Annotated in this window: 15 protein-coding genes and 1 pseudogene; 7 read left to right on the top strand and 9 right to left on the bottom strand. The window is 71.7% G+C overall.

The features are described 5' to 3' along the window. Window positions 1–1028: pseudogene (locus ABD366_RS16175) on the top strand (lipopolysaccharide biosynthesis protein); the annotation flags it as partial. A 33-nt stretch (window positions 1029–1061) separates the two neighbouring features. Here the strand turns inward: ABD366_RS16175 and ABD366_RS16180 are convergent. Then, complete coding sequence (locus ABD366_RS16180; RefSeq protein WP_324768523.1) at window positions 1062–2483, bottom strand: GH39 family glycosyl hydrolase; 1422 nt, start codon at window positions 2481–2483, stop codon at window positions 1062–1064. 140 nt (window positions 2484–2623) lie between these two features. Here ABD366_RS16180 and ABD366_RS16185 point away from each other — a divergent pair, with 140 nt between their 5' ends. Further along, a complete protein-coding gene (locus tag ABD366_RS16185; protein ID WP_324768524.1) occupies window positions 2624–3718 on the top strand; it encodes a DUF5925 domain-containing protein in 1095 nt (364 codons plus the stop codon). 8 nt (window positions 3719–3726) lie between these two features. Here ABD366_RS16185 and ABD366_RS16190 read toward each other — a convergent pair whose 3' ends face one another. Continuing rightward, a complete protein-coding gene (locus ABD366_RS16190) occupies window positions 3727–4092 on the bottom strand; it encodes a GntR family transcriptional regulator (RefSeq protein WP_324768525.1) in 366 nt (121 codons plus the stop codon). Window positions 4093–4264: 172 nt separating this feature from the next. On the opposite strand from ABD366_RS16190, the gene ABD366_RS16195 reads away from it, so the two are divergent. After that, window positions 4265–5197: a GNAT family N-acetyltransferase gene (locus ABD366_RS16195; RefSeq protein WP_324768526.1), complete on the top strand. Its 933-nt coding sequence runs from the start codon at window positions 4265–4267 to the stop codon at window positions 5195–5197. After that, window positions 5178–5672, top strand: a complete 495-nt coding sequence (locus ABD366_RS16200) for a ribonuclease FAU-1 family protein (protein ID WP_324768528.1) — start codon at window positions 5178–5180, stop codon at window positions 5670–5672. Before ABD366_RS16195 ends, ABD366_RS16200 begins: the two co-directional genes overlap by 20 nt. A gap of 20 nt (window positions 5673–5692) precedes the next feature. On the opposite strand, the gene ABD366_RS16205 is transcribed toward ABD366_RS16200, so the two are convergent. Further along, window positions 5693–7453, bottom strand: coding sequence for a DUF6461 domain-containing protein (locus ABD366_RS16205; RefSeq protein WP_324768529.1), 1761 nt, complete (start codon window positions 7451–7453; stop codon window positions 5693–5695). A gap of 13 nt (window positions 7454–7466) precedes the next feature. Then, window positions 7467–8087 (bottom strand): class I SAM-dependent methyltransferase, encoded by a 621-nt coding sequence (locus ABD366_RS16210; RefSeq protein ID WP_324768531.1) that lies wholly within the window; start codon window positions 8085–8087, stop codon window positions 7467–7469. Window positions 8088–8195: 108 nt separating this feature from the next. Between ABD366_RS16210 and ABD366_RS16215 the strand changes: the two genes are divergently transcribed. Further along, window positions 8196–8333 (top strand): hypothetical protein, encoded by a 138-nt coding sequence (locus ABD366_RS16215; RefSeq protein WP_324768533.1) that lies wholly within the window; start codon window positions 8196–8198, stop codon window positions 8331–8333. A gap of 9 nt (window positions 8334–8342) precedes the next feature. Here the strand turns inward: ABD366_RS16215 and ABD366_RS16220 are convergent, their stop codons facing one another. The 4 genes from ABD366_RS16220 to ABD366_RS16235 are packed head-to-tail and all read right to left on the bottom strand — an operon-like array spanning window position 8343 to window position 11884. Further along, window positions 8343–8807 carry a GNAT family N-acetyltransferase gene (locus ABD366_RS16220; protein ID WP_324768539.1) on the bottom strand — a complete coding sequence of 155 codons (465 nt, stop codon included), beginning with the start codon at window positions 8805–8807 and terminating at the stop codon, window positions 8343–8345. 41 nt (window positions 8808–8848) lie between these two features. After that, window positions 8849–10369, bottom strand: coding sequence for a tripartite tricarboxylate transporter permease (locus tag ABD366_RS16225; RefSeq protein WP_324768534.1), 1521 nt, complete (start codon window positions 10367–10369; stop codon window positions 8849–8851). A gap of 4 nt (window positions 10370–10373) precedes the next feature. Beyond that, the gene (locus ABD366_RS16230) at window positions 10374–10904 is read right to left on the bottom strand and encodes a tripartite tricarboxylate transporter TctB family protein (protein WP_324768535.1); all 531 of its coding nucleotides are present in this window, start codon (window positions 10902–10904) and stop codon (window positions 10374–10376) included. Continuing rightward, window positions 10901–11884, bottom strand: a complete 984-nt coding sequence (locus ABD366_RS16235; RefSeq protein WP_324768536.1) for a Bug family tripartite tricarboxylate transporter substrate binding protein — start codon at window positions 11882–11884, stop codon at window positions 10901–10903. The genes ABD366_RS16230 and ABD366_RS16235 overlap by 4 nt, the downstream gene beginning before the upstream one ends. 145 nt (window positions 11885–12029) lie before the next feature. On the opposite strand from ABD366_RS16235, the gene ABD366_RS16240 reads away from it, so the two are divergent. Both ABD366_RS16240 and ABD366_RS16245 read left to right on the top strand, forming a co-directional pair. Beyond that, window positions 12030–12719, top strand: a complete 690-nt coding sequence (locus ABD366_RS16240) for a response regulator (RefSeq protein ID WP_324768537.1) — start codon at window positions 12030–12032, stop codon at window positions 12717–12719. A 334-nt stretch (window positions 12720–13053) separates the two neighbouring features. Beyond that, window positions 13054–14088, top strand: coding sequence for a lytic polysaccharide monooxygenase auxiliary activity family 9 protein (locus ABD366_RS16245; protein ID WP_344441936.1), 1035 nt, complete (start codon window positions 13054–13056; stop codon window positions 14086–14088). Window positions 14089–14155: 67 nt separating this feature from the next. On the opposite strand, the gene ABD366_RS16250 is transcribed toward ABD366_RS16245, so the two are convergent. Then, a complete protein-coding gene (locus tag ABD366_RS16250) occupies window positions 14156–14602 on the bottom strand; it encodes a MarR family winged helix-turn-helix transcriptional regulator (RefSeq protein ID WP_324770175.1) in 447 nt (148 codons plus the stop codon). Window position 14603: the final 1 nt, after the last annotated feature.

Consider the following 14603-nt stretch of genomic DNA (forward strand, 5'->3'; position numbering starts at 1 on the left):
TCCAGGACGGCAGTTCGACCCACAAGCTCGTCCTGTACACGCGGGTGGCCCTCGCGGGCGGCGTCATGGCGTTCGCCTGCTTCGGCTGGTGGCGCCGCCGCGACTGGAAGTACCGCGAGCGCTCGCTCCTCGTCCTCACCTTCGTGCCGTTCCTGGGCTTCGGCATGCAGTCGTACGGCGGTGAGATGGCGCTGCGGGTCTTCATGTTCGCGCTGCCGGGCGCGGCGCTCCTGGCCGGTCTCGGCCTGTTCCCCCGCACCGGCGTCACCGCGAAGGAACGCGACCGGGAGCGGGTCACCCTCGCTCCGCTGGCCGCGCTCATGGCGGGGCTGCTGCTCATGGGCGGCTTCCTCGTGGCCCGCTGGGGCAACGAGCCGTTCGAGCGGATCCGGCCCGGCGAGGTCGCGGCGATGGACTACGTCTACGCGCACGACGAGCCGACGGTCCGGCTGCTGTGGCTGAGCGACGACATCGTGGACAACGTGACGCCGTCGCTGCCGTGGGGCGCCCGTGACATGGAGAAGGTGCAGTACGTGCCGACGCTCGCACCGGTCGACCCGGTCCTGGTAGGCGGGCTGGTCAAGGCGCTGAAGGACGCGGGGCCGAACTCGTATCTGATCATCAACAGGAGTCAGGTCGTCTATCTCCAGCTGGACGTCGGCTACGCGAAGACGTGGCCGACCCGGCTCATGCACACCCTCGACAACCGGCAGGAGCTGAAGAAGGTCTACCTCAACGACGACGTGACCATGTACCAGTTGCGCGAGGAGCCGGCCGGCCAGGTCGCGAAGGCCGATCCGGGTCCGATCGGGCCCCAGATCACCTGGACGCCCTGGACTGTGGTGGGCGCTCTCGCGGCCGTCGCCCTGATCGTGCTGCTGACCGCGCGCGAGGTGCTCCGGGTGGCGACCCGACCGAGTGTGCGGCAGCTGCGCCGGCTGCAGTCCACGTTCTGGTTCTCGCTGCCGCTGCTCGCGGTGGTCCTCGCGTCGCTGATCCAGCGGTTCCTCACGATGGGCCTGGGATAGCGCGAGGCGGAGCGCCCCGGCGGCCGGGGCGCTCTACCGGCGCAGCCACTTCACTTCGTAGCCCTGCATCTGGAACCGCTTGCCGTCGATCTCGGCGTCGATGGCCCGGTTCAGGGTGTTGACCACCAGGACCGCCTTGTCGTCGCCGATGACCCGCACATTGGGCTCGTCGTCCGCGGCGACGTCCACGCTCCGGAACGTGGTGCCCGGCCCGAACTCCTCGTTGAAGCGCGACACGAGGCCGTACATGGGCAGCGGCCGGCCCCCGGAGGCCCGGTCGGTGGGCCGCCACATGCAGCCGGCGCAGGAGGCGCCCTTCTCCGTCTCGGGATTCCAGTAGAACCCGGACGTGGCGCCGCCCTTCGCCATGGCCATCAGGGCGGACGCCTGGACGGCGACGCGGTGCGGCTCGCTCCAGCCCTTGCGGTCGTCGTTGCTGTCCGCGGGCTCCACGTAGTACTCGGCCCACCACAGGGACAGGCCCCCGGTCCGCTTCTCGATCCATCTGCTCACGTCGGTGAACTTGTCGGTGGCCGCGAACTCGTCGGGCAGCATCTCGTCGTCGTTCGTGTAGCTGGAGCCGTCGACGACGACGAAATCGGCGCCCGCCTTCTTCTTGTTCCAGTACTCGAAGGCATCGACGACCCGCTGGTCCATGCGGCCCCAGTCGCCCGTGACGGCATCGGACGTACCCTCGCTCTGCTTCGGGTTGTGACTGTCCATGACCAGGTACGGGCCGCCGACCCTGATGTCCTTGTCGACCTTTTTCAACGCCTTGTAGACGAGGTTGTACAGCTTCGTGTAGCCCTCGTAGTCCCAGCGGCCCTCCTCGTCGTTCCAGAAGCCCTTGAACTCGTTCCAGACGATGAAGTGGCGTACGTCCGGATAGCGCTTGGCGACGGTGGCCGCGAGGTTCGCGAAGTCCTGGTAGTGCCGTGCGTAGGGTGCCTTCTCCAGGTTCGACTGGGTCCAGTTAGTCTTGTTGACGCCCGCCTTGCCGCCCTTCATCCAGTCGGGCGCGCAGCACAGCGTGATCACGGGCGTGCCGCCGGACTTGCGGATGAAGCCGATGCGGCGGTCCAGCGCCTCGAAGTCGTAACTCCCCTTCACCGGCTCGGGGTTGTCGGCCCCCCAGCCCATGATGGCCTCGTTCTGCGGCAACGGCCGCCCCGCGAGCAGTTTCTCCGCGCGCTCGGTGGCGGCGTCGGCGCCCTCGTCCGCGGAGTGCTCGGTGTGGGTGAAGCCCCAGCCGACCGCGGGGCCCGGCGATTTCAGCGGTTCGGCCGGTGTGCCGTACACCTTGTCGCCGTCGGGAGTGGTGCCCGCGGTACTGACCTTGTTGTCGGAAAGGGTGCTCAGCACCGTCAGCACCAGGGCGAGAGCGGCCACCCCCACGCCGATCAGAGCAGTGAGCCGCCACCGCCGTGCCCCCGAATTCCACCCATGACGTCCCATCAAGGGCAAGGGTAACGACGCGAGTTGGCGGAGGCACAGCATCCGTTGCCACAGGATCGTCACAGGGTTTTCGGCGGTGCGCGTGGGACGCCCTCCGGAAATTACGTGCGGGCCGCACCATCGTGCCGGATCATGGCGGCATGTCTGCCAACCCCTTCGACGCGCTGCCCGTCCGGCTGGGCGTCGACGACAGCGACTCACCCTCCGATGTCGTCGACGCGTTGTTCCTGGGCCGCTTCGCCACGGGCGAGCAGCCGCATTCGCGCGCGATGAACATCGACCGCGTCCGCTCCGGCGTCACGCTGCTGCCGCCCGACGCCCGCGTGCTGCGCTCCGCGCGCGACGACGACCGCAGCGCCACGCTCGCCGACGGCGACGGCTGGACCGTGCTGGTCTCCCGGTGGAACCGGGGCGCGGACGTGACGGTGACGGCGACCACGCCCGAGCTGGCGGAGAAGGTGCTCGGACAGGCCACCGACGGCGCGGCCGACGAACCGGAACCGCAGCCGGAGAACGTCGCGATGGGCTTCTGGTACGTGTCGCCGCGGCGCGGGCCGCACCGTACGACGCGGCAGATCTCGGCGGGTACGTGGGACGAGGTCAGGTCCAATTACACGGCGCCGGTCGCCGAGGCCATGGACCGGCTGATGAAGACGCGGCCGGAGTCCATCGCGGGCCGGCTGCTGTTGCTGCACGGGCCGCCGGGGACGGGCAAGACGTCGGCGCTGCGCACGCTGGCCCGCTCCTGGCGGGACTGGTGCCAGGTCGACTGTGTGCTCGACCCCGAGCGGCTCTTCTCCGACGTCGGCTACCTGATGGACATCGCGATCGGCGAGGACGACGGCTCGGCGAAGGGCCGCTGGCGGCTGCTGCTCCTGGAGGACTGCGACGAGCTGATCCGCGGCGAGGCCAAGCACACCGCGGGCCAGGCGCTCTCCAGGCTGCTGAACCTGACGGACGGCCTGCTCGGCCAGGGCCGCAACGTGCTGGTGGGGGTCACCACCAACGAGGACCTGGAGCGCCTGCACCCCGCCGTGGTCCGCCCCGGCCGCTGCCTGGCCCGGATCGAGGTGGGCCCGCTGACCCGCCGCGAGGCGACGGAGTGGCTCGGCACGGAGGAGGGCCTGGGCCGCGGGGGCGCGACGCTGGCCGAGCTGTACGCGCTGCGCCGGGGCATCTCCCCGACGGCGGTGCCGGACCAGCGGGGCGGCACCGACGCGGGGATGTATCTGTAGCCCGCGCCTCAGGAGTACGCGGCGCGCACGGCGTCCCGGGCCGCGGCCAGCGCCGCCTCCTCGGAGAGGCCGAGCCGCCGGACCCGCTCGGCGAAGGCCTGCGCCGCGAGCGACGCCTCCCGGTCGGCGGCGTCACCCGCGGCGGCGATCAGCGTGCCGTTGCGCCCGCGCGTCTCGATCACCCCGTCCGCCTCCAGGGCCCGGTACGCCTTGGCCACGGTGTTCGCGGCGAGCCCCAGCTCCTCGGCGAGGCCGCGCACGGTGGGGAGCCGGTAGCCGACGGGCAGCGCCCCGGCCCTGGCCTGCTCGGAGATCTGGGCCCGCACCTGCTCGTAGGGGGCGGCACTGTCGTCAATGCGGATCTTCAGGGTCACGCGCCCGATTGTCCCGCAGCGCCGTCTGTTCCGCAGCGCCGGTCGGCTCGCGGTACCGGTCGACTCGCAGCGCCCGTCGGTCCGAGGTACCGGTCGACTCGCAGCGCCCGTCGGCCTGCGGCGCCGGTAAAGGAGAGGCGCGCGGCCGGCGGCTGCACGTAGCGTGCGGCCCATGACCGTGCTCGTCCGCGCCCTGCGCCCCGGCGACCCGGCGGACGCCGAGGGCTTCGCCCGGGTCCGCCGGGTCTGCCTGCCCGGGATGCTCGCCACCGCCGCCTCCGTGACGCACGACGCGGCGCGCACGCACCCCGACGCCCACTACCGCCAGCTGGTGGCGGTGACCGGCGACGGTGAGCTGATCGGCACGGCGCAGGTCGGCGTCGCCCACGACAGCCCGGAGCCGGGCCGGGGCTACGCCAACGTGTACGTGCATCCGGACCATGAAGGCCGGGGCGCGGGCGGCCTGTTGCTGCGGACGGCCGAGGAGCAGCTGGCGCGGCACGGTGCGACGCGGGTGTACTGCTGGGCCTTGGACGGCCCGCGGAACCTCGCGTGGGCGGCGGCCCGCGGCTACCGCAGAAGCCGCTCGGCGCACTTCCTCCGCCTGGATCTGACCGCCGGCGCGCTGCCGGCTCGCCAAGTTCCGCCACCCGGAGTCGAGTTGTGCACGGCGGCGGATTTCGCGGCGGATCCGCGCCCACTGTTCGCACTGGACGCGCAGACCATGGCCGACGAGCCCGGCGACATCAGCTCCGAACCGGCCGACTACGAGCACTGGTTGACGCACACCTGGCGCCACCCGCTCCTCGACCCCGCGCTGACGACGGTGGCGGTGGTGGACGGCGGCCCGGCCGCGTTCACCCTGGCCCACACGGACGGCGAGGGCCGCTACGCGAGCGGGATGACCGGCACGGCCCGCGCGTTCCGCGGCCGGGGCCTGGCCAAGCTCGTCAAGAACGACTCGCTGCACCGGGCCCGCGCGGCCGGCTGCACGGTGGCGTACACGGGCAACGACGCGGGCAACGAGCCGATGCTCGCGATCAACCGATGGTTCGGCTACGAGATCGACGCGACGGAGGTCCGCCATGTCCGCACCCTCGACTGAGGCGGTGAAGGTGCGGCTCGTCAAGGCGGGCCGCACGAAGATCGGTTACCCGGCACGGTTGCTCTCCGACGATGGTACGCACGTCACCGTGCGCGCCGACTGGGCGGGCGAGGGCGTGCGCGACTTCGGATTCGTGCGCTTCGAGCCCGGCGACGTGTTCACGGAGCACTACTGGCGCGACCGCTGGTACGCGATCAAGGAGGTCAGGTCGGGCGACGGCACGGTGAAGGGCTGGTACTGCGACATCACCCGCCCCGCGGTCCGCGACGACAGCGGCGACCTCGTCTCCGTGGACCTGGACCTCGACCTGTGGGTGTCCGCCGACGGCACGCAGGTGATCCGCCTGGACGAGGACGAGTTCGCGCAGAGCGGCCTCGCCGAGCGGGACCCGGCCGCCGCCGAGGCGGCGACACGGGCCCTGGACGAGCTCGAACTGCTGGCCGAGCGAGGCGAGTTCATCTCTTTGCTGAGCTGACCGCCCGCCGAGCCGACCGGTCAGCCGCCTTCCAGGTCAGCGACGAACCGGGTGCGCCAGTACGGGTCCTTGCGCCTCCCCACCACATGTGGGGCCGCCTTGAGTGCGGGCAGTTCCCGCAGGGCGCGCAGTGCGGTACCGACGGCCTCCCGGTCCTGCCAGTCCTGAAAGTCCTGGTGCCTGAACCGCTCGCGCCCGTGGTCGGTCGACTGGGCACGATGTGTGCCGCGCGCCTCGGCCACCACGGTGCGCAGACGTATGCCCAGCGGGGAGTCGTCGGCGACCGGTGCCGGAGCGGGGTCGGTACGGGCCTCGGTGAGGGCGTCGGCCACCTCCGGGAACCGGTCGAGCCCGGTCTCCGCGGCAGCCAGCGCCGCCTGCGCGATGAGGGCGGTACGCAGCCTGCCCGGGTCAGCCCCGTCGACCCGGTCTCCCATGCCGTACCCCACCGGGCCGCTCGATCCCGGTATCGGCGCCAGCAGCGGCAGGATCCGGGCGCTGGGCAGTGCGCCGCCGAGAGCGTCCGGGGCGAGGTCGATCCCCAGGGCCGCGGCTACGGCGTCGCACACCTGCCGCAGGTCGGGCCGCACGTTCTCCGCGCTCTGGAGCCCCATGATCAGGGCTCCCAAGGGTCGGCCGAGCGGCGGGCGCCCGAGCGGCGGCGCCGGGACGCGGCGCGGGCCCGGCAGCCCGGGGAAGATGTCGTGCGGGTCGGCCTCGCCCGGCATCAGGTGGTCACGGCTTGTGTCGAATCCGGTGACCAGCCGCCCGTCCTCGTAGTAGGACAACTGGGTGGCGCCTCTGTGCCGCAGCGCTACGGCTCGCGTGCCCCGCGACAGACGACGCAGCACCTCGTCACGCAGGCCCTCTTGGTGCCCCTCTTCGATGCCGAAGGCCCACTCCCCCGCGTACCCGGCGCGGACGATCGGCAGGAAGCAGTTGGTCCAGCGACCCCTGTCCTCGAACGCCTCGGTGCGGGTGCGGCCGGTGAAGGCGCCGTCCAACGCCCCATATCCGTGCAGCAGTTCCCCGGTGCTCACGCCGTGCACGAAGGTGAGGCAGAAGGAGCGATACTCGCCCGCCCATCCGTCCTCCGCGACCGGCGCGAGCTCTCCGCCGACCGGCTCGACCGGAGCCGGAGTCCGCGCCCGGGCCGCCTCCTCGAACAGGGACACCGGCTCGGTCGGCGGTTTCGGCGCCGACTCCCAGGACATCTCCCCGTCGAAGGGCACGGCGACATATTTCAGCGGCCACCCCGCGGGCTGCCCGCTCTCCAGCGCGTCGGCGAGACCGGTCAGGAGTTCCGCGTACGAGCCGTGATGACCGAACCGTGTGCCCTCGCCTTTGAAGTGGTCGCCGACCTCGCCGAAGGAAGCGCCGGGACGGCAGTCGAGGGCGAGGCCGTCCGGTACGTTGGCCTGAGCGGCGACCATCAGGTACTGACGGTGCCAGTAGTCCCCGTCGAGGATCTGCTCCCCGTCCTCGCTCCCGTCGTCCCACAGGTCCCGTGCCATCCGGGCGTCCTTCAGGATCTCCGCCGCACTCATCGGCCGGTCACCGCCCGGGAACGCCAACTGCCCGCCGCCTGACGCGACACCGTCATGCCGGGCCAGGGACGCGACGAGGCCCGGGGGCAGCGTCAGCCCCAACTCCCGCTCGATCTCCGCCACCTGGGACGCCTCGGCCGGTGGCCGCAGCCCGGCGAGTGCCGTCGGGGCGTGGTCGCGCATCCACGCCTCGATACGGTCCCAGGCCCGGTGCACGCGCTCCGCTTCGCTCATACCGTGCATGGGATCACGCGCCACTGACAACGCGGCCCGGCCCCGCGACGACGGCGTACCGCTCGTCACCGATCTGTTTGCCCCACAACCGCACGTCCGCCGACAACGCTTCGTGCCGTACGTCGACGAACCACCGCCGTGCCCAGCCCAGGAGCCGGTCCGCCGGTATCCCGGCCGGGTCCACCTCGCCCCACACCCCCTCGACCAGCACGAGCCGGCCCCCGGGCCGCAGCAGCGTCACCCAGTGCCGCAGCGCCGCCGCCGGTTCGGGCAGCGCCCACAGGACGTGCCGGACGAGCACCACGTCGTACGAGGCCGCCGGTACCGGCGGTGACGCCGCGTCCCCGACCAGGAACTCCGCGTCATGGTTCGCCAGCTTTATGCGGGCCCGCTCCACCATGTTCGGCGCGAAGTCCACGCCGGTCACGCGGTGTCCCCGCTCGGCCGCGAGGAGCGATACGGAACCCGTGCCGCAGCCGAGGTCCAGCAGGTCGCCCGGGGTCGGTGGCAGCCAGCCCGCGAGGCGCTCCGCCCAGGCGGCGCGGACCTCGGGGTCCCGCAGGCCGTGGTCGGGCTCGTCGTCGAAAGCGGCCGCCGCCGCGTCCCATTCGGTGCTTGCTGGTGAGAGCGTCATTCCCACATCGTGACAACCGCCACTGACAATTGCGCTTCGATGAGCAACGCTCCGGGAACAGGTCTACAACGGCAGCACGTTGGAACCCGTGTAGGTACAGGAGGCACGATGCGCCGAGTGACCATGCACAAGCCCACCGGAGCGAGCACCATTACGCGCCGGCTACGGGAAGAGGCGACCGAGAAGGCGCGCGAGCGCCCGGAGGTCCGCAAGGATGTGCGCAAGACGTGGTGGCCCGACGAGTAGGCGGGACGGTCACATGCGAGTGAGACGCTTGCGGTAGTGGATGCGGTCGTAGGGGCCGTCGGTCCGGCGCTCCACGACCTCGTATCCGTACCGCGGATAGAGCTTCTGGTCCTCCACCATCAACGCGTTGGTGCAGAGCCGCACTTCGGGCAGCCCGCGGGCGCGTGCGTGCTCGTCGACGAAGGCGAGCAGGACGCGGCCCACCCCTTGCCCGTGGGCGTCGGGGTGGACCGCGATGCTGTCGAGGAAGAGGTGGTCCCGGCGCGCCTCCACGACGACCAGGCCGATCACCTCCGGGTTCCCTGTGACGTGCACCAGGCCCGCCGCCACGTTCGCCGCGTGGTCGGCCTCCATGGGCTGGGGCACGACGCCGATGCGGGCGATGTAGGGCCGGTACGCCGCATCAGTGACGGCTTTGACGGCCGGTACATCGGCGGCGTCGGCACGGCGGACCGCATGGGGTTCGCCGCTCATCGATTCGCCGGTCTTCGATTCGCCGGTCTTCGGTTCGCTGCTCATGCAGCCTTGTCTACGTCACTTCCCCTCCCCCGCACCACCAGCTTCTTCACCAGCGTCTTCGCCAGTGGCCACGCCACGATGAGCAGCACGAGCGCGTACACGGTCACGGAGAACGGTGTGTCGACGAGGCCGCTGACGCTGCCGTCGCTGATCTGCAGGGCGCGGCGCAGTTGTTGCTCGGCGTTCGGGCCGAGGATGACGCCGATGACGGCGGGCAGGACGGGCAGCCCGTAGCGGCGCATGCCGAACCCGATGAGGCCGATGACGAGCAGGATGACGAGGTCGAGGGACTCCCCGCCGACCGCGTACGCGCCGACCGCGGCAAAGAAGAGGATGCCCGCGTAGAGGTAGGGGCGCGGGATGCGGAGCAGTTTCGCCCAGACGGGAGCGAGGGGCAGGTTCAGGGCGAGGAGCAGGACCATGCCGACGAAGAGCGAGGCGATCAGGCCCCAGACCAGGTCGGGTTCGCGTTCGAAGAGGAGCGGGCCCGGCTGGATGCCGTACTGCTGGAACGCGGCGAGCATGACCGCGGCGACGGCCGTGGTCGGCAGGCCGAGCGTGAGCATGGAGACCAGCGTGCCCGCCGCCGACGCCGAGGACGCGGATTCCGGGCCCGCGACGCCTTCGATGGCGCCCTTGCCCCATTCCTCCTTGTGCTTGGAGAGGCGCTTCTCGGTGACGTAGGAGAGGAAGGTCGGGATCTCGGCGCCGCCGGCGGGGATCGCGCCGAAGGGGAAGCCGATGAGCGGGCCGCGCAGCCAGGACTTCCAGGTGCGCTTCACGTCCGCCTTGCCGAGCCAGGGGCGGCCGACGGGGATGGCCTCGCCGCTGGTGCGGCGCAGGTGCGCGGCGACCCACAGGGCTTCACCGATGGCGAAGAGGCCGACCGCGACGATGACGACGTCGACACCGTCGGCGAGCTGCAACGAGCCGAAGGTGAGCCGCTGCTGGCCGGTCATCTGGTCCAGGCCGACCAACCCGATGGTGAGGCCGATCAGCAGGGACGCGAGTCCGCGTACGCGGGACGAGCCGAGGACCGATGTCACGGCGATGAACGCGAGGACCATGATCGCGAAGTAGTCGGGGGCGCCGATGTCGACGGCGAGCGAGGCGACCTTGGGGGCGAGCGCGACGAGCAGGATCGTGCCGATCATGCCGCCGGCGAAGTGCCCGATGGCGGCCGCGGCGAGGGCTTGTGCCCCGCGTCCGGCCTTCGCCATCGGGTTGCCTTCCATGGCGGCGACGACCGCGGCGCTCTCGCCGGGGGTGTTGAGCAGGATCGAGGTCGTCGAGCCGCCGAACATGGCGCCGTAGTAGATGCCCGCGAACATGATGAACGCGCCGGTGGGTTCGAGTCCGTAGGTGACCGGGAGGAGCAGGGCGACCGCCATGGCGGGGCCGATGCCGGGCAGGACGCCGATGGCCGTGCCGAGGAGGACGCCGAGCGCCGCCCACAGGAGGTTGACGGGGGTGAGGGCGGTACCGAAGCCGTCCATGAGGGAGTTGAGGGCGTTCATCGCGTCACAGCGCTCCCATCAGGGGGCCGCCCGGCAGGGGGACGCCGAGCAGGTTGTTGAAGACGACGTAGGTGAGGAGGGAGAGTCCGGCGGCGATCAGCGGGTCGCGCTGGAGGTGGCGGCTGCCGAGGGCGTAGGCGGCGCCCCAGAACAGCAAAGCGCCCGCGATGGGGAAGCCGAGCGGTTCGATGAGGACGGCGGTGGCGAGGAAGACGCCGGTGAGGAGCAGGACCGTGCGCCAGTCGGCGGGTTCGGACAGGTCGATGTCCTCGCCGCCCTCGGCCTCGCCGCGGCCGCCGCGCAGGACGTCGACGGCGAGCAGGACGGCGACGACGAGGAGTCCGGCGCCGACGACGATCGGGACCGTCTTGGGGCCGACGGGTCCGCGCTGGGTCAGGTCGACGTTCATGGTGAGCGCGTCGGTGAGGACGAGGGCGCCGAGTGCGAGGAGCAGGACGCAGACGCCGAGTTCGGAGTGGTCGCGCAGCCAGGACTTTCCGGTGTCGGGCCGCTCCTGGGTTTCGGTGGGGGTCACAGTCCCAGCTCCTTCAGCACGGACACGACGTTCTTGTCCTGGGCGGCCAGGAACGTGCCGAAGTCGTCGCCGACGAGGAACGCGTCGTCCCAGCCGTTCTTCTTCAGCGACTGCTTCCATTCCTCGGAGGCGTGCAGTTTGCGTACCAGCGCGGTGAGTTTGGAGCGCTGGGTGTCGGTGAGGCCGGGCGGGGCGACGATGCCGCGCCAGTTGGTGAAGTCGACGTCGTAGCCGGACTCCTTGAGGGTCGGCCCGTCGAGCCCGGGGACGCGTTCGGGGCCGGTGACGGCGAGGAGGCGCAGTTCGCCGCTCTTGATCTGGTCGAGGTACTCGCCGACGCCGGAGACGCCGAAGGCGACCTTGTTGCCGAGGATGGAGGCGAGGAGTTCACCGCCGCCGTCGAAGGGGATGTAGTTGACCTTCTTGGGCGAGATACCGGCGGCCCGGGCCATGAGCATGGGCGCCAGGTGGTCGGGCCCGCCGGGTGACGAGCCGCCGCCGACGGGCAGTTTGCCCGGGTTCTTCTTCCACGCGTCGACGAGCTGCCCGATGTCCTTGTACGGGGAGTCCTTCGCGACCACGACGACGTCCGCCTCCTCGGTGAGGCGGGCGATGGGGGTGGTGTCGGCGAGGGTCTTCGGGGCGTGGTTCGAGCGCGCGGCTCCGACGACGCCGAGGCCCATGGACATGGCGAGCTTGCCGTTGCCGTGTTCGCCGACGAGGCGGGTGAGTCCTACGGTGCCGCCCGCGCCGGGCAGGTTGAACACCTCGATGTTGTGCGTGAGCCCGGCGTCCTCGGCGTTCTTCGCCGCGGTGCGTGCCGTGATGTCGTAGCCGCCGCCGGGCGTGTTGGGGACCATGAGGCGCAGGCCGGGGATCTGTGTGCCGGTGTCGGCGCCGCTGCCCGTGGTGAGCAGGGGCGGCCCCACCAGGACGAGAGCCGCGGCTCCGAGCAGGGCGAGGGGTGTGCGCAGGCGCACGGGTGCCACCACCTGTCGAGATACGGGGGTCGGGTCGTACGGGGTTGTGAGGTGGCCCACATGTTGCCTACGTGTGAACGAGCTGTCTCTCTTCCGCAACCAAGGAACGTTGTGGTCCTTGTGGTCGCGCACCTACCCTGCGCCAGTGACGAAAGTGCTGGTCGTGGACGACGACTTCATGGTCGCCAAGCTGCACAGCCGGTACGTGTCCGCGCTGGACGGGTTCGTGGTGGCCGGGGTGGCGCACAGCGGGGCGGAGGCGTTGCGCGCCGCGGAGGCGGTCCGCCCCGATCTGGTGCTCCTGGATGTGTACTTGCCGGACATGGACGGCATCGACGTGTTGCGGGAGCTGCGGGCGGCCGAGGAGCGGGATCCGTCGCGGGCGCCGGTGGACGCGCTGTTCATCACCGCGGCGCGGGACGCGGAGATCGTGCGGGCGGCGCTGCGGGCGGGGGCGCTGCACTATCTGATCAAGCCGTTCAACCAGGCGGCGCTGCAGGAACAGTTGCGGCATGTGGCGGCGGTACGGGCGCGGCTCGACACGCTCGACGAGGCGCGCCAGGAGGACGTCGACCAGATCTTCGGCGCGCGTCCGCCGGGTTCGCGGGAGCTGCCGAAGGGCCTGGCCGCGCACACCGCGGACCTGGTGGAACGCACGCTGCGCGCCCACCCGCAGGGCCTGTCGGCCACGGAGTGCGCCCAGGAGGCAGGCTCCTTGTCCCGCGTGAGCGCCCGCCGCTACCTGGAGTTCTTCGCGGCCACGGGCCGAGCGAGGGTGACACTCCGGTACGGGGGCACGGGCCGCCCGGAACGCCGGTACAAGTGGGTGGCATAGGGCCGCGGTGAACTGCGCGAGCACCCACGACCCCGCCAGGGGCGCGGGGAACCGCGCGAACGGCCACGACGACGCCGCACCCACCGACACGACCGGTCCCTCTACGGCGCGGAGGCGGCTTTCAGGGGCGCGGGGAACCGCGCGAACGGCCACGACGACGCCGCACCCACTCACGAGAGAACCATCCGCGGCCGCTGTTCCTGAGCACAATCTGAGCCCGGCCTTAAGCGCGCCATAAAGATCAACTCAGACCCCCCAGAGGGGCAGATCCGAGCAACTCCCCGGGCTAACTTCGCTGCCACGACCCCCCGTTCGCGAACGCCCAGGAGCCCCCATGCCCACGCCCCGCAAGATCGCCGCACTCGCCGCCACCGGCGTCACCCCGCTCGCCCTGATCACCCTGTCGGCCACCCCCGCGGCAGCGCACGGCACGCTCGGCGACCCGGCCAGCAGGGTGGCGGCCTGCTACGCCGAGGGCGCGGAGAACCCCACCTCGGCGGCGTGCAAGGCGGCGGTCGCCGCGGGCGGCACGCAGGCGCTGTACGACTGGAACGGCATCCGGGACGGCGAGGCGGGCGGCAAGTCCCAGGAGCGCATCCCGGACGGCAAGCTGTGCTCGGCGAACTCGGACGAGTTCAAGGGCATGGACCTGGCCCGCGCCGACTGGCCGGCGACGCAGGTCTCGGCGGGCTCGTACACCTTCAAGTACAAGGTGACCGCCCCGCACAAGGGCACCTTCAACCTCTACCTGACAAAGCAGGGCTACGACGCGTCGAAGCCGCTGGCCTGGTCCGACCTGGACCTGGAGCACCCGGTCGCGACGAAGACGGACCCGACGGCCGAGGGCGGCTTCTACACCTTCTCCGGCACGCTGCCCGAGCGCACGGGCCGCCAGCTGATCTACGGCATCTGGCAGCGTTCGGACAGCCCGGAGGCGTTCTACTCCTGCTCGGACGTGACGTACGGCGGCAGTTCCACCGGCGCGGGCGCGGCCCCGGCGGCGTCCGCCCCGTCGGTGCCGTCCGACGAGCAGATCGCGAAGGACGCCGACAAGTCGACGATCGACCACGGCGGCATGGACATGAGCGGCGACGACACCGCGACGCACGAGGCGCACGAGGCGCATGAGACGCACGAGTCGGCGTCCCCCGCGGCCGCCGCCGACGCGGCCGACGGCTCCGGCGCGAGCGGCGGTACGGGCGAGCAGCTCGCCGCGCAGGGCGGCGCGGAGAACCTCGCCGAGACCGGCGGCGACTCCACCACCCCGTACATCGCGGTGGGCGGTGCGGCAGCCCTGGCGGTCGGCGCGGCGGGCCTGTTCGCCTCGGTGCGCCGCCGCGCGGTGGCGGGCGGCCGGCACAGCCGCTGACCCGCACCCCCGATACGGGGCCGCCGTCTCCCCGCCCTGCGGGAGGCGGCGGCCCTCAGGCGTGGCGTCACCAGGCGGGCCGGACGGGCCCTTCGGGTGCTACGGCCGTCAACTGCTCGCACAGCGCCCGTACCCCGTCCTCCCCGAGGCGCTCCGCCCACGGCCGCACCGCCTCGGCCATGGCGTCCTCCGCCGCCCGGGTGCAGGCCCGTCCTCGCTCGGTCAGCACGACGAGCCGGGCGCGCGCGTCCGTCGGGTGCGGGCGTCGCTCGACGTATCCCTTGCGCACGAGTTCGTCGACGAGCTGGCCGGCGGCCTGCTTGGTCACACCGAGGTGCACGGCGAGATCGGTGGCGGTCGCGTCCCCGGTGCCGAGCCGCACGAACGCGAAGCCGTGCGCGGGCCGCAGGTCCTCGAAACCCCTGGCCACGACGGACGCGTGGATACGTTGCGTCAGCTCGCCCGCGGCGGCGAGCAGGGCGACGGACAGGGCCATGGCTTCCGAGTTCTGCACG

Origin of the sequence: Streptomyces kunmingensis (assembly GCF_039533535.1) — a bacterium.
Classification (GTDB): Bacteria; Actinomycetota; Actinomycetes; order Streptomycetales; family Streptomycetaceae; genus Streptomyces; species Streptomyces kunmingensis.